General features: G+C 73.1%; 17 protein-coding genes. 8 read left to right on the top strand and 9 right to left on the bottom strand.

The annotated features are described in order from the left end of the window. Positions 1–238 precede the first annotated feature (238 nt). Positions 239–1,264, top strand: coding sequence for a tetratricopeptide repeat protein (locus ACIP9H_RS11070; protein WP_401958998.1), 1,026 nt, complete (start codon positions 239–241; stop codon positions 1,262–1,264). Positions 1,265–1,277: 13 nt separating this feature from the next. On the opposite strand, the gene ACIP9H_RS11065 is transcribed toward ACIP9H_RS11070, so the two are convergent. After that, positions 1,278–1,655: an STAS domain-containing protein gene (locus tag ACIP9H_RS11065; protein ID WP_401592526.1), complete on the bottom strand. Its 378-nt coding sequence runs from the start codon at positions 1,653–1,655 to the stop codon at positions 1,278–1,280. Positions 1,656–1,883: 228 nt separating this feature from the next. Here ACIP9H_RS11065 and ACIP9H_RS11060 point away from each other — a divergent pair, with 228 nt between their 5' ends. Both ACIP9H_RS11060 and ACIP9H_RS11055 read left to right on the top strand, forming a co-directional pair. Continuing rightward, positions 1,884–2,432: a sigma factor gene (locus ACIP9H_RS11060; protein ID WP_401592524.1), complete on the top strand. Its 549-nt coding sequence runs from the start codon at positions 1,884–1,886 to the stop codon at positions 2,430–2,432. Continuing rightward, positions 2,429–3,646 carry a maleylpyruvate isomerase N-terminal domain-containing protein gene (locus ACIP9H_RS11055; protein ID WP_401592522.1) on the top strand — a complete coding sequence of 406 codons (1,218 nt, stop codon included), beginning with the start codon at positions 2,429–2,431 and terminating at the stop codon, positions 3,644–3,646. Before ACIP9H_RS11060 ends, ACIP9H_RS11055 begins: the two co-directional genes overlap by 4 nt. Before the next feature lie 246 nt (positions 3,647–3,892). Here ACIP9H_RS11055 and ACIP9H_RS11050 read toward each other — a convergent pair whose 3' ends face one another. Genes ACIP9H_RS11050 through ACIP9H_RS11040 form a run of 3 tightly spaced genes read right to left on the bottom strand, consistent with a single transcriptional unit; the run spans position 3,893 to position 6,997 of the window. Next, positions 3,893–5,461 carry a transporter gene (locus tag ACIP9H_RS11050; RefSeq protein ID WP_401958795.1) on the bottom strand — a complete coding sequence of 523 codons (1,569 nt, stop codon included), beginning with the start codon at positions 5,459–5,461 and terminating at the stop codon, positions 3,893–3,895. Continuing rightward, the gene (locus ACIP9H_RS11045) at positions 5,458–6,279 is read right to left on the bottom strand and encodes an ABC transporter ATP-binding protein (RefSeq protein ID WP_401592518.1); all 822 of its coding nucleotides are present in this window, start codon (positions 6,277–6,279) and stop codon (positions 5,458–5,460) included. The genes ACIP9H_RS11050 and ACIP9H_RS11045 overlap by 4 nt, the downstream gene beginning before the upstream one ends. A 37-nt stretch (positions 6,280–6,316) precedes the next feature. Beyond that, complete coding sequence (locus tag ACIP9H_RS11040) at positions 6,317–6,997, bottom strand: bifunctional DNA primase/polymerase (protein ID WP_401592600.1); 681 nt, start codon at positions 6,995–6,997, stop codon at positions 6,317–6,319. 256 nt (positions 6,998–7,253) lie between these two features. Here ACIP9H_RS11040 and ACIP9H_RS11035 point away from each other — a divergent pair, with 256 nt between their 5' ends. Together ACIP9H_RS11035 and ACIP9H_RS11030 are read left to right on the top strand one after the other, a co-directional pair. Continuing rightward, positions 7,254–8,636: a transcriptional regulator gene (locus ACIP9H_RS11035; RefSeq protein WP_401958792.1), complete on the top strand. Its 1,383-nt coding sequence runs from the start codon at positions 7,254–7,256 to the stop codon at positions 8,634–8,636. 203 nt (positions 8,637–8,839) lie between these two features. After that, positions 8,840–10,102 carry a hypothetical protein gene (locus ACIP9H_RS11030; RefSeq protein ID WP_401592514.1) on the top strand — a complete coding sequence of 421 codons (1,263 nt, stop codon included), beginning with the start codon at positions 8,840–8,842 and terminating at the stop codon, positions 10,100–10,102. A 93-nt stretch (positions 10,103–10,195) separates the two neighbouring features. Here the strand turns inward: ACIP9H_RS11030 and ACIP9H_RS11025 are convergent, their stop codons facing one another. Further along, complete coding sequence (locus ACIP9H_RS11025; protein WP_401592512.1) at positions 10,196–11,473, bottom strand: ABC transporter substrate-binding protein; 1,278 nt, start codon at positions 11,471–11,473, stop codon at positions 10,196–10,198. Between the two features lie 161 nt (positions 11,474–11,634). Here ACIP9H_RS11025 and ACIP9H_RS11020 point away from each other — a divergent pair, with 161 nt between their 5' ends. Further along, positions 11,635–12,081 carry a hypothetical protein gene (locus tag ACIP9H_RS11020; protein ID WP_401592510.1) on the top strand — a complete coding sequence of 149 codons (447 nt, stop codon included), beginning with the start codon at positions 11,635–11,637 and terminating at the stop codon, positions 12,079–12,081. A 69-nt stretch (positions 12,082–12,150) separates the two neighbouring features. After that, positions 12,151–13,029, top strand: coding sequence for a formyltetrahydrofolate deformylase (gene purU, locus ACIP9H_RS11015; RefSeq protein ID WP_360901113.1), 879 nt, complete (start codon positions 12,151–12,153; stop codon positions 13,027–13,029). Between the two features lie 31 nt (positions 13,030–13,060). On the opposite strand, the gene ACIP9H_RS11010 is transcribed toward purU, so the two are convergent. Continuing rightward, the gene (locus ACIP9H_RS11010; RefSeq protein ID WP_401958786.1) at positions 13,061–13,945 is read right to left on the bottom strand and encodes an alpha/beta fold hydrolase; all 885 of its coding nucleotides are present in this window, start codon (positions 13,943–13,945) and stop codon (positions 13,061–13,063) included. A 313-nt stretch (positions 13,946–14,258) separates the two neighbouring features. Beyond that, complete coding sequence (locus ACIP9H_RS11005) at positions 14,259–14,951, bottom strand: metal-dependent transcriptional regulator (RefSeq protein WP_360901107.1); 693 nt, start codon at positions 14,949–14,951, stop codon at positions 14,259–14,261. 112 nt (positions 14,952–15,063) lie between these two features. On the opposite strand from ACIP9H_RS11005, the gene ACIP9H_RS11000 reads away from it, so the two are divergent. Next, positions 15,064–15,813 (top strand): SIS domain-containing protein, encoded by a 750-nt coding sequence (locus ACIP9H_RS11000; RefSeq protein ID WP_401592505.1) that lies wholly within the window; start codon positions 15,064–15,066, stop codon positions 15,811–15,813. Positions 15,814–15,844: 31 nt separating this feature from the next. Here ACIP9H_RS11000 and ACIP9H_RS10995 read toward each other — a convergent pair whose 3' ends face one another. Then, positions 15,845–17,167 (bottom strand): PAS domain-containing protein, encoded by a 1,323-nt coding sequence (locus ACIP9H_RS10995; protein ID WP_401592503.1) that lies wholly within the window; start codon positions 17,165–17,167, stop codon positions 15,845–15,847. A gap of 355 nt (positions 17,168–17,522) precedes the next feature. Further along, on the bottom strand, positions 17,523–18,161 hold the full coding sequence (gene pdxH / locus ACIP9H_RS10990; protein ID WP_401592598.1) for a pyridoxamine 5'-phosphate oxidase: 639 nt from the start codon (positions 18,159–18,161) through the stop codon (positions 17,523–17,525). Positions 18,162–18,220 lie beyond the last annotated feature (59 nt).

Raw genomic sequence — 18,220 nt, 5'->3', positions numbered from 1 at the left:
AGGACCCATGCCCGTTTCCCGTGCGGATGCACCTCCCACCCGGATCCGGGTGGGAAACGGCGGCCGTGCCTCCAGCCGCCGGGACACCGCGCGACCTGCGCGCACCTCGACCGGGGAACCGCTTTACGAAAGCGTGAGGCATGGCCGGTGCAAAGCCGCGTAACCTCCTCCGCAAGAGATCCGGAGGGAATGGGGCACGGTGGGCGCACAGGACGACCAGGACCGAACGCAAGACGTCCTGGACGAGGATTTGAACGATCCTCAGGTGCGGCTGCGCCTCGGCGAGGCCGCGCTCGACGCGGGCGAACTCATGGAGGCCCGGGCCCACTTCGAGAACGCGGGACGCCTCTTCGACGCGGCCCCCGAGGCGGCCCCGGCGCACCGGGCCACCGCGCTGCGCGGCCGGGCGGTCACGCACCTGCTGGCCGGTGAGGTGCGGTACGCCGCGCACCTGCTGGAAGAGGGCATCGCACGGCTCCAGGCGGAGGCGGCGTCCGGCGGCAGCCCCGACCCCGACGCCCTGCTGATGCTGCACGTCGCGGCGATCGGCCCGTACACCGACCTGGGCGCCTACGCCCGCGCCGCGCACGCCGCGGAGCAGGCGCTCAACCTCGCGCCCGACGCGGCCGACCCGGCCCTCGTCGCGCTGATGCACCGCAGCATCGCCCGCACGCTGATCGTCGCGGGGCGCACCGGCGAGGCCGAGGCCTCCCTCGCCAAGGCCCAGGAGATCTTCCAGCGCCTCGAACTGCACACGGAACTGGCGCACTGCCACTGGATGCGCGGCTACGTCCACTCCCAGGACGGCGACCTGGAGCAGGCCGAGCGCGAACTGCGCACCGCCCGCGACATGCTGGTGGCCGGGCGCTCGGTGCTCTTCACCGTGCAGGTCGAGGTCGAACTCGCCGACGTGCTGCGCCGGCGCGGCAAGTCCGCCGAGGCCGAGGAGCTGCTGACCCGGCTGCTGGACCAGCTCGGCCCGTGGCGCGGCGCCGTCCACGCGGGCGGCGCGCACCGGCTGCTGGGGCTGCTCGCCGAGGAGCGCGGCGACCCGGAGGCCGCGGAGGAGCACTACGTCTCCGCGCTGGCCCTGCTGGAACGCGCGGGCGCGGCCGGGGACCTGGCGGACATCTGCCGGCTGCTGGGCGACCTGCTGCGGCGGGCCGGCCGGGTCGAAGCCGCGCTGGACGCCTACCGCACCGGGCTCGGCCACCGCGCCGCGATCGGCACCACCACACTCGGGCCGGCCCCCGCGGACTCGTAGGACCTCGCGCGCCTCAGGCCGACAGCGGTCCCGCCTCGTCGTCGGTCGCGGCCGCGATGTCGGGGAACACCTCGAACAGCCGCCGCACCCCCAGTGCGGCCAGCACCTTGTTGACGTGCGCGGCGTTCGTCCCCCGCACGTCGGAGGGCAGGATCAGGCGCAGCCGCCCGGCGCAGGAACGCATCAAGCGCCGCGCGGAGATGAGCACGCCGACCCCGCTGGAGTCGCAGAAGTCCACCCCGGCCAGGTCCAGCACCAGGTCGCGGCGCCCGTCGGCGACGGCCTCGTGCACGTGCCCGCGCACGGTGGGGGCGGTCACGAGGTCCAACGCGCCGGAGACGGTCAGGACCGTCCAGCCGTCCCGCTCGTCGTGCGTCACCTTCAACGCCACTGTCTGGCCCTTCTCCTGGCACCGATTCTGTTGAACCTATGCCCTTCCCAGGCTGCTTCCTCGCAATCTTTCGGTCACACACAGATAACGCATTACCAGAATTGATCAGTTTCGGCAGAAGCTTGCCCCAAGGCGGCGTACACGGCAGCACCGGGCGGATACATTCGATGCGAGGCAGGACGACCGGAGTCGGGCGACGGCGACAAAGGCGAAGAGGGGGGACGACGCATGGCGGCATCGGCACCACCCCGCTGGGACCGCAAGATGCAGCAGCGCCTCGCCCGCGGCGAGGAGGCAGCCCTCGGCGAGCTGTACGACCGCTTCGCCTCCCTCGTGCACACCCTCGCCCACCGCGTCATGGACGACGAGGAGGCCGCCGCCCAGATCACCCGTGAGGTCTTCGGCTACATCTGGGAGAACCCGGACGCCTACGACCCCAAGCAGGGCTCGCTGCGCTCCTGGATCGCCGGGCTCACGCAGAAGCAGGCCGTCCACCGGCTGCGGCTCGCCGAGAGCCACGGCGAGGGCACCCCCGAGGAGGTCGAGACCCGGGTCCGGGAGGCCAACACCGCCGCCCGCGCCGACTACATCGTGACCTCCATGCCCGAACCGCTGCGCCAGGCGCTCGACCTCGCCTACCGGCGCCGCATGGACTACCGCGCCGCCGCCGTCGACCTCGGCGTCACCGACGACGAGGCCCGCCGCCGGCTCCGGCTCGGACTGCAACTGCTCTCCACCGCCATGCAGGACCCCGCCCCCGAGGGGCGTGCCCTGTGACCGGACCCGCCGGAGACGGCGACACCTCCCCGCACGGGGCCACCCCGCCCCGTGTGCCGATGCCCCGCGGCGCCGCCGAGGACGGCCCGCTCCCGGAAAGCGTGACCATGCAGCCCGAACAGCCCCGGTACGACCACCGCGTGCTCCGCTCCCTCCTGGGTGCCTGGGCGCTGTCGGCCTGTTCGCGCGACGAGTCGCTCGCCGTCGACGAGCACCTGACGGCGTGCGCGCCGTGCGCGGACGAGGCACTGCGGCTGCGCCGGGCCGTCGAACTCCTCCACCAGGAGGAGTCCCTCGACCTCGACCCCCTGCTGCGCGCCCGCGTCCTGGAGGGCTGCCTCGGACGCCGCCCCGCCCGCATCCCCGTCCCCCAGTGGGCCGCACCCTACGACGCGGAGACCGCCCGGCTCGACGCGCTCCTGTCCGACCTCGGCGAGAACGAGTGGGAACTGCCGGTCCAGCTCGTCTGGGCGGGCGGCGAACGCGAACTCACGCTCTGCGGGGTCCTGGCCCACCTCGGTTCCGTGGACGGCGTCGTCGCCACCGCGCTCGGCCTCGACGACCCGCTCGGCCCCGGTGCGCCCCGCACCCGCCTGGAGCGCACCGAACTGGCGGGAGAGCGCTGCCGGCAGCACACCCGCGGCTTCGTGCGGAACAAGTGGCGCACCCAGACCCGGGACATCGTGCGCACCCTGTCCTTCGCCGGCACCGGCACCGGCGGCCTGCCCGTCGACTTCGCAGACGTCGTGGTGCCCATGCGGGACGCCCTGATCGACCGTGCCTTCGAGTGCTGGATCCACGCCGAGGACATCGCCCAGGCACTGGACTACCCCGAGTACGGGCCGCCCGCGCCGGCGCACCTCAACAGCATGATCGACCTCGCCGCGCGCATGCTCCCGCTGGCGCTGGCGGGCCTGCGGCAGGCCGGGCTGGCGGACTCCCCGGCGCGGCTGGTGCGCGCGGGCGCCCCCGGCCGCACCCTCGACCTGCACGTCGAGGGCGAGGGCGGCGGCCACTGGTACATCTGCCTCGACTCCCCGGGCGCCGTCGGCTCTCCCGACAACGTCGTCGCCCAACTGGCGGTCGACCAGATCGACTTCTGCCAGCTCGCCGCGGGCCATCTGCCGCCCACCCGCATCGCCGCGGGCCGCGGCGGCGACCCGGACGCCATCCGCGACATCCTCCTCGCCACGGCATCCCTCTCCCGCCTCTGACCCCGAGCCACGACGAACCGCGCGCCCAGCCCCAACCCGGCCGAACAAGCGAACACCCAAGAAAACGCGCCCCAAGGGGGCGCGGGGAACTGCGCGACCAGCCCCAACGAACCATCACGCAAAGAACCCAGCCCCACCCCCGCGCACGAGGCCAACGCCCAACCAGGACACCCCCAAAGGGGCGCGAGGAACTGCGCGACCAACCCCAACGGGCCCGCACCGAAAAGACCCCGCACAAGCGAAGCGCTACCCCTTGCTGACCGCCGCGAGAATCTCCGGCAGCCGCCCCCGCAAGCCCGGCGCAGCCGCCCGCACGCCCACGACCGCCAGCAGCGCCCCGTAGACGCAGCCGACCGGCAGGACGAGCCACAACGCGCCCTGGCGGTCCGCCACGTGCAGCCAGATCAGCAGGGCGAGCACCGGCAGGGTGAGCACGGTCCCCATGCCCGCGCCGCCCACAAGGCTCAGCCAGACCAGGCTGCCCTGCCCCGGGGCGGCGGAGCTGCCGAAGCGGTTCTCCCGGGGCATGGAGTACGGGAAGCGGACGCTGGCCCACGCGCCCGTGGCGATCAGCGCGCCGAGCAGGGCGAAGGAGAGCCCGAGTGTCTCCGGTGCCGCGTCGAGGCGGCCGAGGAGCAGCGCCGTCCCGACCGTGACCACGGCGACGTAGGGGACGGCCACGATGGCGATCGCCAGCGCGCGGGCGCGCAGTTCGGCGAGGGCGTCCTCGCGCGAGGAGATCGTCGCCGCGACGGTCCAGAAGGCGGAGCCGTCCATGCCGAACTGGTTGTACATCTGGAGGCCGAGCAGTCCGGCGGCCCAGCACGCGGAGTACACGCTGCCGTGCTGCACGGCCGAGACCACGGGCAGCAGCAGTCCCACGGCGAGCGCGGTGGCCCACGCGGCCTTGGTGCGCGGGTCGCGCCAGGCGTAGCGGAACTGGCGCTCCATGACGGTGCCCGCGCGGCCCTCGGGGAACAGGGAGCGCGTGCTGCGGACCCGCGTAGGGCGCGTTGCCTGGAGCGTGGAGGAGTCGGGGCGGGTCATGAGCCGGTCCAGGCTGCGGTGCCACCAGACGAGGACGCCGGCCAGCGCCGCGCCCGTCCAGAGGAGTTCGGCGGCGGCGAGCCCGTACGCGCCCGCGCCGGCGGCCCGCACCGCGTCGAGCGCGGACGCGGGCGGCAGCCAGCGCAGTACCGAGGTGACGCCCTCCAGCCGTTCCAGGCCGTTGCCGGAGGCCAGGGCGTTGGCGCCGAGGTTGGCCAACTGGGCGCCGACGGCGACGAGCACACCGCTCAGCAGCGCCAGGTCGCGCCCCCTGCGGCTGGTGAGGAGCCGGGTGTTGGCGGCCGCGACGGCCCGCGACAGGGCCACGCACAGCACCACCACGAGGGGCACGGCGACGACCGCGGCCGCCACCGACGCCGCCCCGTGGGCCACGGCCACCGCCGCCCCGGCCGTCACCAGCAGGGTCAGCAGTGGTCCGACGCCGACCAGGGAGGAGACCAGCAGCGCGCGGATCAGCGGGCGGGGGCGCAGCGGCAGCATCGCCAGCCGGGTGGGGTCGAGGGTCTCGTCGCCGCCGAAGACGAACAGCGGCATCGCCGTCCAGGCGACGGCGAGGACGGTCCCGGCGGCGACGGCCGCGACGGGCGCGTAGTCGTGGCCGTGCAGCACGACCAGGCCCACGGTGACGCCGAACGCGTACATCAGGGCGACGAGCGTGCCGACGATCCAGCCGACCGTGCGGCCGGTCGACTGCCGCAGTCCGTTGCGGATGACGGACAGCTTGAGCCGTACGAAGGTCCCGGTCACGGCCGTCCCGCTCCCCGGCCGCCGGCACCGCCGGTCCCGCCGCCGCCGAGCCAGTCCAGCTCGCGGCCTGCCGCCCGGTCGTGCGCCCCCACGAGCGTGAGGAAGGCGTCCTGGAGGGTCGCCGCCTGCCCGCGGACCTCCGCGAGCGGCCCCTGCGCGACGATCCGGCCGGCCGCCATCACGGCGACCCAGTCGCACAGGCTCTCCACCAGTTCCATGACGTGGGAGGAGAAGACGACGGTGGCCCCCGAGGCCGTGTAGCGCTCCAGGACGCCTCGGATCACCTGGGCGGACACCGGGTCGACGCCCTCGAACGGCTCGTCCAGGAAGAGCACTTCGGGGTTGTGCAGCAGCGCCGCGGCGAGCCCGATCTTCTTGCGCATGCCGGTCGAGTAGTCGACGACCAGTTTGTTCGCGGACCCGGCCAGGTCCAGGACGTCCAGCAGCTGGGCCGCCCTGCGGTCGGTCTCGGCTCCCGGGATGCCGCGCAGGCGCCCGGTGTAGGCGAGCAGTTCGCGCCCGGTGAGCCGCTCGAACAGGCGCAGTCCCTCGGGCAGCACGCCGATCCGGGACTTCACGGCGACCGGGTCGCGCCAGACGTCGGCCCCGGCGATCTCGACCGTGCCGTCGTCCGGCCGGAGCAGTCCGGTGACCATGGACAGTGTCGTGGTCTTGCCCGCGCCGTTGGGACCGACGAGCCCGACGAAGTGACCGGCGGGCAGCGTCAGGTCGATCCCGGCGACAGCGGTCTGCTGCCCGAAGCGCTTCCAGAGTCCCTGGACGCGCACGGCGGGCGGCGTGACGGGTTCGTTCGGCATCCGCCCAGCCTATGCCGCCCCGCCCACAGTCCGGTGGCTACCTGGTCCCTCCGCACGCGTAGGCGAGGGGGCCGAGCAGTTCCTCGGTGTCGGGCAGCCAGCGGTTGACCGCGGTGGGCTTGCGGGCCCACTGGACGGTCTGGCCGCCCGCCAGGCGGGTCGGCGGGGCCGGGATCCAGTCGCCCTCGCCGCGTACGACCAGGTCGAGCGTGGACGGCGACCAGCCGAGCCGCCGCAGCAGCCCGGGCACCTTGGCCCCGGCGCCGGGCAGCACGAAGAAGATCAGCCGCCGGTCGGGGGTGCCGATCACCGGGCCCAGCGGCAGGTCCCTGCGCTCCATCCGGGCGAGCGCGAGGCAGCCGGCGGCCTCGGGGACGTCGATGGCGTCGAAGGCGCGGCCGGTCGGCAGCAGGACGGAGGCGTCCGGCTGGGCCAGCCACATCCGGCGCACGGCGGCGGCGCTCCCGCTCGCCTGCCCGATCCAGTCGGCGCTCAGGGGGTGCGCGCCGGGCCGCGGGCACCGGGGCTCGCCGCACGAGCAGAACGCGGCGCGCCGGCCGCCGGGGCCCGCCACCGGTCCGGTCCCTTCGGTGAGCCAGGCTCCGGGGAGCACATCCCAGTGCCGCTCCTCCGCGTAACCGACCGCGGCGTCGAGGAGTTGGCCGGCGGTCTGCCGGGGGGCTGCGAGGGTGTCGTCCACGGTGTTTTCCACGACCATCACAACTGCGGCGCTGAGCACGGGTTACGGGCGGTGACGAGTCCACCTCGCGGGTCATGACGGGCGCACGGATGCACGTACGGGGGCGCGCGGTGGAGGTCGTACATGATCCGGGTAATCACTCTTGGGTGTGTAGGCATGCATCCCGCCGCAAATTATGGCGTTTGCGGCGAATCCGAGAGGCGCGTACCGGGAAGGGATCTTCAGGCAAGGGATCTTGAGGTCCCGCACAAGCGGCAGCTATGAGGGGGAGCCCATGGCCGCACGACCGCTCGTCGCACGTCAGCCCAACGAAAGGCTGCAGGCACTGATCCAGGAAGCCGGCTGCTCCAACGCCGGATTGGCCCGCCGGGTCAATATGTGCGGGGCGGAGCACGGCCTCGACCTGCGCTACGACAAGACCTCGGTGGCCCGCTGGCTACGGGGCCAGCAGCCCAGGGGCCGGGCGCCGGCGATCATCGCCGAGGCCATCGGCCGCAAGCTGGGCCGCACCGTGACGATCGACGAGATCGGCATGGCCAACGGCAAGAACCTGGCGACCGGTGTCGGCCTGCACTTCTCGCCCACCGTCCTGGGCGCGATCGAGCAGGTCTGCGAGCTGTGGCGCAGCGACGTCGGCCGCCGGGACTTCCTGACCGGGTCGTCCGTGGCCGCCTCCGCGCTGGTCGAGCCGAGCCGCGACTGGCTGATCACCCGCGCCGACTCGCAGGTGGCGCGCACCGGCGGGCCGCGGGTCGGCATGTCCGACGTGGAAGCGGTGCGGGCCACGACCCGGGCGCTGAACGAACTCGACCACCGGTTCGGCAGCGGCCATGTGCGCCCGGTGGTGGTGCACTACCTCAACAGCGTGGTCTCCGGCCTCCTCGCGGGCTCCTACCGCGAGGCGACGGGCCGTCAGCTCTTCTCCGCGGTGGCCCGGTTGACGGAACTCGCCGGCTACATGGCCGTCGACACCGGGCAGCCCGGACTCGCGCAGCGCTACTACATCCAGGCACTGCGGCTGGCCCAGGCGGCCGGCGACCGCGCGTACGGGGGTTACGTCCTGGCGGCCGGGATGAGCCATCTCGCCGCGCAGCTCGGCAACCCCCGCGAGATCGCCCAACTCGCCCGTGCGGCGCAGGAGGGCGCCCGCGGCCAGGTCACCGCGACCGCGCAGGCCATGTTCTACGCCGCCGAGGCGCGCGGCCACGCGCTGATGGGCGACGCGCGGGCCTGCGGCGCGGTCGCCGGGCAGGCCGTGGAGGCGCTGGAGCGCTCGGTCCCGGAGGACGACCCCGACTGGATCGCCCACTTCAACCAGGCCTATCTCGCCGACGAACTGGCGCACTGCCACCGCGATCTGAACCAGGCGCCGCAGGCCGCGCGCCGTGCCGAGGAGGCGCTGTCCGCGCTGGGCCCGGAGAAGGCGCGGCGGCGGGCGATCGGGCTGCTGGTGCTGGCCCAGGCGCAGGTGCAGCAGCGCGAGGTCGAACAGGCCTGCCACACCGGGGCGCAGGCCGTGGAGCTGCTGTCCACGCTGCGTTCCAACCGCGGCGCTGAGTATCTGGAGGACCTGCGGACGCGGCTCCAGCCGTACGCGGCGGAGTCGGCGGTCCGGGAGTTCGACGCCCGTCTGGAGGAGCAGGAGGCCGCGGCCTGACGGGGGTTCGCCCCCCGGCCTGCCGGGGGGCGGAACCGAATCGTTATGCGAACGACATCAACCCACCACCGCGGGCACCTTGTTCTGCGCCGGGGCACCCGGCGGGGACTTCCCGGACCCCCCGCGGCGTGTTGCCTTGTGAAGCCGACCCGGTAGCGTGAGCCGACGATTCCGTGTCGACGGAGAAGGCAGAGGTAGCGGTGATGCACGGCGGACGCGGTGACGAGGCGTATCCGGAGGTGCACGAGGGAGTGGTGCTGCCCGCACAGGGGCGCGCACCCGAGCCCGAGCTGCCCCCGGCGTGGGGCGGCAGTCCGGCCGGCGGCCGGCCCTGGGGCCAGCCGGCGCAGCAGGACCCGTACTACGCGCCCCAGGCGCCCCTGCCGGACAGCGACGCGACGCAGCTCTTCCCGCCCTACCCGCAGGCGCAGCCCCCGGCCGTCCACGACGTCGGGCAGCCCCTGCCGCAGTTCCCGGGCCAGGCCGACGCCACCCAGATGCTGCCCCCGTTCCCGGCGTCCCAGTCGGCGCCCTTCGACCTCCACCCCGGCGCCCCGGGCCCGGCGGAGGCGACCCAGCACCTGCCGCGCTACGAGGACCTCTCGCCGTCCCCGGCGCCGGCGTACGGCTACCCGCAGCAGCCGCAGCAGGAGCCGCAGGACGACTTCGGCCACCTGTACCGCCAGGACGGCCCGTCGCCGTCGCAGAACCTGCCGCAGCAGCAGTCGGCCTACCAGCCGCAGGTCTACCAGCAGCAGCAGCCGCAGGCCCCCTCGTACGAGACGTACGACACGTACGACGCCTCCTACGAGGAGCGCCCGCGCCGCAGCCGCAAGCTCTCCCCCGCGGCCCTCATAGGCATCGTCGTGGGCGGCTGCGCGATAGCCGGCCTCGCCGCGGGAGCCCTCATGAGCGGCGGGGACGACACCGGCCCGACGGCGTCCGCCGGCCAGTCCGCCTCCCCCTCCGGGGCCCCGGACGGCTCCGGCGGCGGGAACGACGCGAGCGCGGCGGAGAAGCAGGCGGGAGAGCTGGACTCGCTGCTGAAGGAGAGCGGCGGCAGCCGCACCGCCGTCATCAACGCGGTGGCGAACATCAACCAGTGCGACAACCTCGACCAGGCGGCCACCGATCTGCGGGCGGCGGCCAAGCAGCGCGGCGAGCTGATAGCCCGCCTGAAGACCCTCTCCGTGGACCAGCTGCCCGATCACCAGCGGCTGGTGGAGGCCCTGAACAAGGCGTGGTCCGCCTCGGCCGCCGCCGACAACCACTACGCGGCCTGGGCCGACCAGGTGCGCGACGGCAAGCGGATGTGCAAGCACGGAAAGGCCCGCACCACCGGGCAGACCGCCGCCGGCAACAACGAGAGCGGCAACGCCACGCAGGCCAAGAAGACGGCCGTCGGCCTGTGGAACACCATCGCCAAGAAGTACGACCTCACCGAGCACCAGTACACCCAGATCTGACCGGGCGCGGCCCGCGCGCGGAAAAGCCCCGGAGTACACCGCTCCGGGGCTTTCGCACGTACGGCCGGCCCTGGTCCCGGGCCGGTTCCCGGCTCATTCGCGCGGGGCGCTCTCCAGCGTCTTGGTCATGTCGACGAAGCCGTTGCTCACGGCGACCAGCTTGCCGTTCACGACCTTCTGGTAGGTCACCTTGCCGTTGACCATGCGCGGCTGGTCGATGATCGAGGCGGCGTCCTGCTCGCGCCAGCCCAGGGGCGGCGTGAGCCCGCCGGTGGAGATGCCGTGCGCCTTGTCGAGGGCCGCCTTCACGGTGGCGGCGGTGATCGGCGCGTCGTTGCCCATCTCACCGACGACCTCGGCGAAGGCCGTGTAGGCGATCCATGTCGTCTGCACGCCCGGGTCGTCGGGGTCGATGTCGTTGTTGCCGAACGCGTACTTGCTGATGGCCTGGCGCATCGTCGCCCAGCGCGCGTCGGAGGCCGGGGGGTACCAGCCGGTGACGTACGCGCCCTCCAGCGGGCTGTTCGGGCCGCCGGTGCTGTCGAGCGTGGACTGCTGCACACTGCCGAGCACGGACGCGATGAGGGCCTTGGGCTTCTCGTCCTTGCCGGTCACCGGGTTGTGGGTGGTGGTGCGGCGGAACGCGTCGAAGAAGGTGGCGGTCTTGTCACCGAGGGCCGCACTGACGCACTCGTCGGCCTTGTTCTCACCGACCGCCTGGAGGGCGATCTGGTTGTAGTCGGTGGAGTCCTCCTTGGCGCGCAAGTCCTTCGCCTTCGTCCGCCCGGCGTCCTGCAGGCCCGTGTCGAGGAAACGGGCGAACAGATCGCCGGCCGCCGTGTCGGGACGGACCAGGCTCACCTTGTCGCACTTGCCGGCGAGCTGGCGGCCGTTGCCGGCCATGAGCACGGTCAGACCGCCGTTGATCGGGTACGACAACGGACTCTCGAACTCGTCCTGCGTGACGCCGTAACCACCGATGTAGGGGATGCCCTCCGCCTCCAGCGTGGAGGTGAAGGCGGCGCCGTACTGGCTGTACGAGCCGATGACGGCGACGGCACCCTCGTCGGCGGCACGCTGGGCGCAATCCTGCGCGCCCAGGGAGGTGTTGTGCTCGTTGCAGCTGATGACCTTCAGCTCACGTCCGCCGATGCCGCCCTTGGCGTTGACGTACTTGGCGAAGGTCTGTGCCATCGCCGGCATTCCCGGCATATTGGTCGCGCTGGTCTCTACTGGAGCCCATGTCATCACTACGACCGGTCCGGTCGAACCCCCAGTCCCCCCCGGGAGCACGCCGCAGCCGACCAGCAGAGCGACGCCGGCCGCCGCGCTGACAAGGGGAACGGCCGTTCGCGAACGCCAATCACTCATGGAACGGGACGATTCCGCTCGATCCACAACTCCAGGGTGAACGCAAGGGAACACAGGACAACGGCCGGGTGAAAATAATGTGCTCCTATCTGGAGCACGTACGATCGTGCACTGTGCAGAGTGCCGAGAAGTCTTCCCGCCGGCGTGTCCGCTCCTCCACGATGGGGGACATGCCGCTCAATGACATGCCGTGGTGGCGCTGGCGCGCCAATGTGCGCTCCGCGCTGCACATGATCAGCGACCCGGTCTTCCACCAGGAGACCTGGCTGGCCGGCCGGCCCGGCTACGGGGACGTGACGGACGCCGTCTACCGCCTGGTCGAGGACACATGGCTCGACAACTGGTCCGCCGAGAAGTACGTCGGAACGGTCTTCCGCGACTCGCAGGAGGCCGCGCTCGTCGACGTCGCCGTGCTGCGCGTCCTGAAGATCCTGCACCAGGTGGGCGCCGACGCGCCGATCTCGGCCTACCTGGAGCACCACGCCTGGACCGAGGCGGTCCGCGCGGCCCGCGAGGCGCATGTACGCCTGGCGACGGCCGACGGCGAGGACCCGGACGCGCCGCCGCGTTCACTGGATGTCCTCAAGATCTACATGAGGACCGCCTGAGCGACGCGGCACACGACCGGCCCGTGGACGTCTTGGATCAGCGGGCGCCGTGTGTGCCAGGCTGGGCCTGTGAACGCCGTCGACGAGTCGCCCCAGCCCGCCGAGCAGTACATCCTCACGCTGTCCTGCCCCGACAAGCCGGGCATCGTGCACGCCGTGTCGAGCTATCTCTTCATGACCGGGTGCAACATCGAGGACAGCCAGCAGTTCGGTGACCGGGACACGGGACTGTTCTTCATGCGGGTGCACTTCACCTCCGACCACCCGGTCGGCGCGGAGAAGCTGCGGGCCAGCTTCGCCGCCGTGGCGGACGCCTACGGGATGGACTGGCAGATCACGCCGTCCGGCGAGCGGATGCGGATCGTGCTGCTGGTCAGCAAGTACGGGCACTGCCTCAACGACCTGCTCTTCCGCACCAGCATCGGCGCGCTGCCCGTGGAGATCGCCGCCGTCGTGTCCAACCACACCGACTTCAAGGAGCTGGCCGGCTCCTACGGCGTCCCCTTCCACCACATCCCGGTGACCAAGGAGACCAAGGCCGAGGCCGAGGCGCAGCTCCTGGCGCTGGTGGAGAAGGAGGGGGTGGAGCTGGTCGTCCTCGCCCGCTACATGCAGGTCCTCTCGGACCATCTGTGCAAGGAGCTCTCCGGGCGGATCATCAACATCCACCACTCCTTCCTGCCGAGCTTCAAGGGCGCCCGCCCCTACCACCAGGCCCACGCCCGCGGTGTGAAGCTCATCGGCGCCACCGCGCACTACGTGACCGCGGACCTCGACGAGGGACCGATCATCGAGCAGGAGGTCGAGCGGGTCGGGCACGACCTGACCCCCGATCAACTGGTCGCCGTCGGGCGCGATGTGGAGTGCCAGGCGCTGGCGCGTGCCGTGAAGTGGCACAGCGAGCACCGCGTGCTGCTCAACGGCCACCGCACGGTCGTCTTCGCCTGACGCCCCGCCAGAACGCCCCGGGAGCCCCCGCCTAGCCCGCGCGGCACACCGGGGCTGCGGCGACGTCCGGGGCGTGCGCGACATCCGCGAGGAAGCTCTCGATCGCCGTGCACCAGGCCTCGGGCTGGTCCCAGGGGACCAGGTGCCCGGCGTCGGGGACCTCCGCGTACGCGCCCCGGGGCAGGACGCGGACCATCTCCTGGGCCTCGGCGCGGCCGAGGTCGCCGTCCGGCCCGCGCACCACCAGGGCGGGGCAGGGGACCTGGGCCAGTTCCTCCCAGTGGGCGTCGTGCACCCAGGGCTCGCGGGAGCGCAGCATGTGGCGCCGGTCGAACACCGGGCGCCATCCGTCGCCGCCCTCCTCCATCACCTCGGCGAAGAACTCCCCGCGGGCCGGACGGCGGCCCTCCACCCGGGGGTCCTCCTCGGCGAACCACCGGCGCACCGCGTCCAGGCTGGGGAAGGGCACCGGCCAGGCCCGGAACCACTCCTCCCAGGACCGCTGGTCGGCCTCGCCGACGGCCGCCGCGCGCATGTCGCACAGCACCACGGCGCCGACCAGGGACGGCCGGCGGGCGGCGAGCTGCCAGGCGGTCAGGGCGCCCATCGCGTGCCCGACGACGACGGCCGGGCCGAGCCCCAGCTGTTCGATCGCGGCGGCGGCGTCGCCGACGTACGCCTCCCGCGAGTACGGCCCCTCGGGCTTGGGGCTGTGCCCGTGCCCGCGCTGGTCCAGCGCGACGACGCGGTGGCGCCCGACGAGCCGCCGGGCGGTGCCGGCCCACTGGGAGGCACGCCCCATCAGCCCGTGGAGCAGCAGGACGGCGGGGCCGGAGGCCGCTCCCGGCCCGCCGCTGTGCTCCCACGCGGTGAGCGGGAGGCCGTCCGCTCCGGTGATTTCCCTACGCCTGGCCATGTGGCGCCCCCTGGTGCGTGACGTTCTCAGGACCCCAGGCTATCGAATTTCTGTTCGAGAGAGGTCTTCACACACGCAACACCGCTCTTTCGAGTGACAGCGCTCAAGGATTGTCGGCGCGCGCCGAGGGGAGGACTTCAGCGGGACGCGGCCCGGCGGGGAAGACGGGCAGCGGGGAGCCACCCGGACAGCTCGGGGATCCGGGTGGCCTCCACGGGGACCGGGGGGACGGGGAGGGGGAGGAGGGGATTCCGGCGCAAGGGGAGGCGCCGGGGTCCCTCCCACCACGGCGGCTCCCGCGCGGGCCGGACGCCTACCGCTTGGCGACGAAGACGTGCGAGGCGGTGTCGCTGCTCAGCTCCGCGGCCTCGCCGCCGCTGCCGACGAGCACGCCGCCCGCCGAAGGGGTCACCGACACCACCGCGCCGGGCTGCACACCGGCCCGCCGCAGCGTGTACATCAGCTGCGCGTCGTTCTGGATGGGCTCGCCGATCCGCCGCACCACCACGCTCGCGCCGGAGAGCCCGCTCTCCAGTTCGCTCAGGCTGACCATGCCCTCGTCCAGGAACGGGTCCGCGCCGTCCTTGTCGCCCAGCTCCTCCAGGCCCGGGATCGGGTTCCCGTACGGCGACTCCGTCGGGTGCCGCAGCAGCTCCAGGACACGGCGCTCGACGGCCTCGCTCATCACGTGCTCCCAGCGGCAGGCCTCCGCGTGCACGTGCTCCCACTCCAGGCCGATCACGTCGACCAGCAGGCACTCGGCGAGCCGGTGCTTGCGCATCACGCGGGTGGCGATACGGCGCCCCTCGGAGGTCAGCTCCAGATGCCGGTCGCCGGCGACGTGCACCAGGCCGTCGCGCTCCATGCGCGCGACGGTCTGGCTCACCGTCGGACCGCTCTGGTCGAGTCGCTCGGCGATTCGGGCGCGCATGGGGACCACGCCTTCCTCCTCCAGCTCCAGGATGGTGCGGAGATACATCTCCGTCGTGTCGATGAGTCCGGACATGCGTGCCCCTCGATGGCTCGTGCGTGGCCCTGGCCTCAATTCTGACGCATCGGACCGACAACCGGCCCCCCGCGGTTGACAGGCGGACGCCGCGCCCACCACGGTTCTCCGCATGACCGATCTGGCCACCACATATTTCGACGCCGCCATCGCACTCCTGCGGCGCGTGAGGGACGAGGAGTCCGAGGGGATCCAGGCGGCCGCCGGCGCCGTCGCGGACGCGGTCGCCGCCGGGGGGCGGGTCTTCGCCTACGGGGCCGGGCACTCCTCGCTCCCCGCCCAGGACGTCGTCTACCGCTCCGGCGGTCTCGCGCTGGTCAACCTGCTCGCGGTGCCCGGAGCGGTCGGGGTGGACGTCGTCCCCGCGACGCTCGGCAGCGCCCTGGAACAGGTCGACGGCCTGGCCGGGGTCGTCCTCGGGACCTCGCCGCTGCGCGCCGGGGACGTCCTGGTGATCGTCTCCCTGTCCGGCCGCAACCCCCTGCCCGTGGAAATGGCGCGGGACGCGCGCTCCATGGGCGTCACGGTCGTCGGCGTGACCTCGGTCGCGTACACGAAGGAGACCCGCTCGCGGCACTCCAGCGGCACGTTCCTGAAGGACCACTGCGACATCGTCATCGACAGCAAGATCGCGCTCGGCGACGCGGAGCTGACCGTCGAGGGCATCCCGGCGCCCTTCGGGCCCGCCTCCACCGTGGTCACCAGCGCCCTGATGCAGGCGGTCGTGGCGACGGCGGCACAGCGGCTCGCGGAGCGCGGGATCACACCTCCGATGCTGCGCTCGGGCAACGTGGACGGCGGCCACGAGTGGAACGCCGCGGTCTTCGACGAGTACCGGGACCGGATCTTCTACCGCCACTGACCGCAGGGCCCCGCGGCTCCCCCGGCAGGCGCTACCGCCCCCGCGGTGCCATGTCCAGGGCCGCGGCCACCCGCAGCGCCACGTCCTCCGCGAAGGCCGCGTCCACGCGGTCGAAGGGGCGCCGCCCCATGCCCCGCAGGAAGGTGAGCGTGCCCAGGGTGCGGCCGCGGCTGCGCAGCACGGCGCACAGCCCGTGCACGGTGCCGTCGGGCCAGCGGCGGGCGGCGGACCAGGCGTCGATCTGGGCCCGGGAGGCGGGCTCGGAGCCCGCGAGGGCGCCGAAGGAGGCGCGGACGGCACCGGTGCGGGCCACCGCCTGGAGCGCGGGATGGCCCTCCCCGTAGCGCACGGGGATGCCGCCGGCGACGGGCAGGCAGGGGCCCGCGCCGCCGGGGGGCGTGGCGGCGGCGCGCACCAGCCGGGTGCCGTCCCCGGTGAGCACGTCGAGCAGCGCGTTCTCCGCGAAGCCCGCGAGCGCGAAGTCCACGTAGCAGGTGGCTGCCTCCATCGGCTCCCGGCACTCGGCGACCGCCCGGGCCGCCCGCTGCAGCTGGTTGGCGCGGAAGCGCAGCACCGCCGCCTCCTGCTCGGCGAGCTTGGCGTCGGTGATGTCGTGGAAGAGCCATCCCACCCCGAGCGGCACCGGCTCCTCCCCCAGCGGCGAGCCGAGCCGCACGAAGCTGCTGCGCCAGCAGCAGCGGGTGCCGCCCTCCTCGCGCAGGCCGACCCACAGTTCGGACGGCGCCGGAGGGGCGCCCTCCGCGAGCACGTGCTGCATCGCGGACTCCAGTTCCTCCACGCCCTGGTCGAGGAAGTCGCCCAGCGGCCGCCCCAGCAGGGCGTCCCGGCTCGTGTGCAGCACGCGGGCGGCGTAGGCGTTGACGACGACCGGGCGCAGGTCCGCGTCGACCAGGACGACACCGGAGGAGGCGTCGTCGAACAGCGCCTCGCTGAGCGCGATCGAGCGCTCCAGGTCGATCTGCGCGTGCACCTCGGAGAACGCGCAGTAGACCCCGGCCGGCCGCCCGTCGGCACCCTGGACGGCGGCGGACTGGGTGCGTACCAGCACCCGGCGGCCGTCCTTGGTCAGCAGGGCGAACTCGTGCACCTGCCGCCCGGCGGCGTCCATCACGGCGAGCAGCCGGGTGCGGACCTCCTCGGCGTCGGCCGTGCGGGCCGCCCAGCCGGCGAAGCCCTTGCGGCCGACGGCCTCCTCGGGCGTCCAGCCCAGGATGCGCACGGCCTCGGAGTTCCAGTGCGTGATCACTCCGTCGCGGTCGAAGGCACAGAGTCCGGCCTCCATGCCGTCGAGGAGCGCGGCGAGCAGCTGCGGCGTCGCATCGAATGACTGCACGTCGGAACATTCAACCCGGATGTGACCCAGGACACAGCCGGTTCGCCGAAATCGGTGCGCACCGGCGGCGGGTGCATTAAAGGGGGACGCAATAAATGGGTTGTGGCGGGGCGGACCCGTTCCTAGAGTGGCGAGCACACACGAAGGGAGGTGGTCCGGAGAATGAGTTCCCATCGGACGCGTGAGGTGGCTGCGGGCTAGCACCGCGCTCCTCGCCTGCGCGCGATGCGCGACGCGGGCCAATCCATCGCAGTCACCCGACCCGCGGGCTCGTCGGATACGTCCGGCCGATGCCTGGACGGCCTCCGTCCAGGGAGCAGCCCGCGGGTCGCCTGCGTCTGCGGGCCCGTGGCGGCTACGGCGCCAGGCGCCGCACCGTCCAGCCGCCCTCCGCCGGAGTCCCGCCGTCCGCCTCGTACAGCAGGCGGTCGTGCAGCCGGTTCTCCCGGCCCTGCCAGAACTCCACGGTCCGCGCGACCACCCGGAAGCCGCCCCAGTGCGGGGGCACCGGTACGTCCGCGTCCTCCGGCCAGCGCTCGGCCAGCTCCGCGTACCGGCGCTCCAGCTCCTCCCGCGAGGCGATCGTGCTGGACTGCTCGCTCGCCCAGGCCCCGATGCGGGAGCCGTGCGGCCTGCTGCGGAAGTACGCCTCGGTCTCCTCCCGCGTCACGCGCTCCACCCGGCCGCCGACGATGACCTGCCGGGCGATCGGGTGCCACGGGAAGAGGAGCGAGGCGTACGGCCGCTCGCCGAGCTCGCGGCCCTTCCTGGACCGATAGTTGGTGAAGAAGACGAAGCCGCGGTGGTCGTAGCTCTTGAGCAGGACGGTCCGGGAACCCGGCCGCCCCTCGGCGTCCGCGGTGGACACGACCATGGCGTTGGGCTCGTCGATACCGCCGTTCACGGCGTCGGCGAACCAGCGCGCGAACTGCGTGTACGGGTCGGCGGCCAGCTCGTCCTCGGCCAGTCCGCGGGTGCGGTACTGCTTGCGCATGGCGGCGGGATCGTGATGGAGGTGCTGCACCCGCCACATCTTGCAGTACGGCGGCCGTC

Source organism: Streptomyces sp. NPDC088732 (genome assembly GCF_044751205.1).
In the GTDB taxonomy this organism is placed as follows: domain Bacteria; phylum Actinomycetota; class Actinomycetes; order Streptomycetales; family Streptomycetaceae; genus Actinacidiphila.
This window is presented reverse-complemented; position numbering and strand designations above follow the sequence as displayed.

Bases quoted from the DNA above. Each gene is read 5' to 3' on its own strand.
- ACIP9H_RS11060 (WP_401592524.1), top strand. From the start codon at position 1,884: ATGGCGGCATCGGCACCACCCCGCTGGGACCGCAAGATGCAGCAGCGC.
- ACIP9H_RS11045 (WP_401592518.1), bottom strand. From the start codon at position 6,279: ATGCCGAACGAACCCGTCACGCCGCCCGCCGTGCGCGTCCAGGGACTC.
- ACIP9H_RS11040 (WP_401592600.1), bottom strand. From the start codon at position 6,997: ATGGTCGTGGAAAACACCGTGGACGACACCCTCGCAGCCCCCCGGCAG.
- ACIP9H_RS11035 (WP_401958792.1), top strand. From the start codon at position 7,254: ATGGCCGCACGACCGCTCGTCGCACGTCAGCCCAACGAAAGGCTGCAG.
- ACIP9H_RS11030 (WP_401592514.1), top strand. From the start codon at position 8,840: ATGCACGGCGGACGCGGTGACGAGGCGTATCCGGAGGTGCACGAGGGA.
- ACIP9H_RS11025 (WP_401592512.1), bottom strand. From the start codon at position 11,473: ATGAGTGATTGGCGTTCGCGAACGGCCGTTCCCCTTGTCAGCGCGGCG.
- ACIP9H_RS11020 (WP_401592510.1), top strand. From the start codon at position 11,635: ATGGGGGACATGCCGCTCAATGACATGCCGTGGTGGCGCTGGCGCGCC.
- ACIP9H_RS11010 (WP_401958786.1), bottom strand. From the start codon at position 13,945: ATGGCCAGGCGTAGGGAAATCACCGGAGCGGACGGCCTCCCGCTCACC.
- ACIP9H_RS11005 (WP_360901107.1), bottom strand. From the start codon at position 14,951: ATGTCCGGACTCATCGACACGACGGAGATGTATCTCCGCACCATCCTG.
- ACIP9H_RS11000 (WP_401592505.1), top strand. From the start codon at position 15,064: ATGACCGATCTGGCCACCACATATTTCGACGCCGCCATCGCACTCCTG.
- pdxH (WP_401592598.1), bottom strand. From the start codon at position 18,161: ATGCGCAAGCAGTACCGCACCCGCGGACTGGCCGAGGACGAGCTGGCC.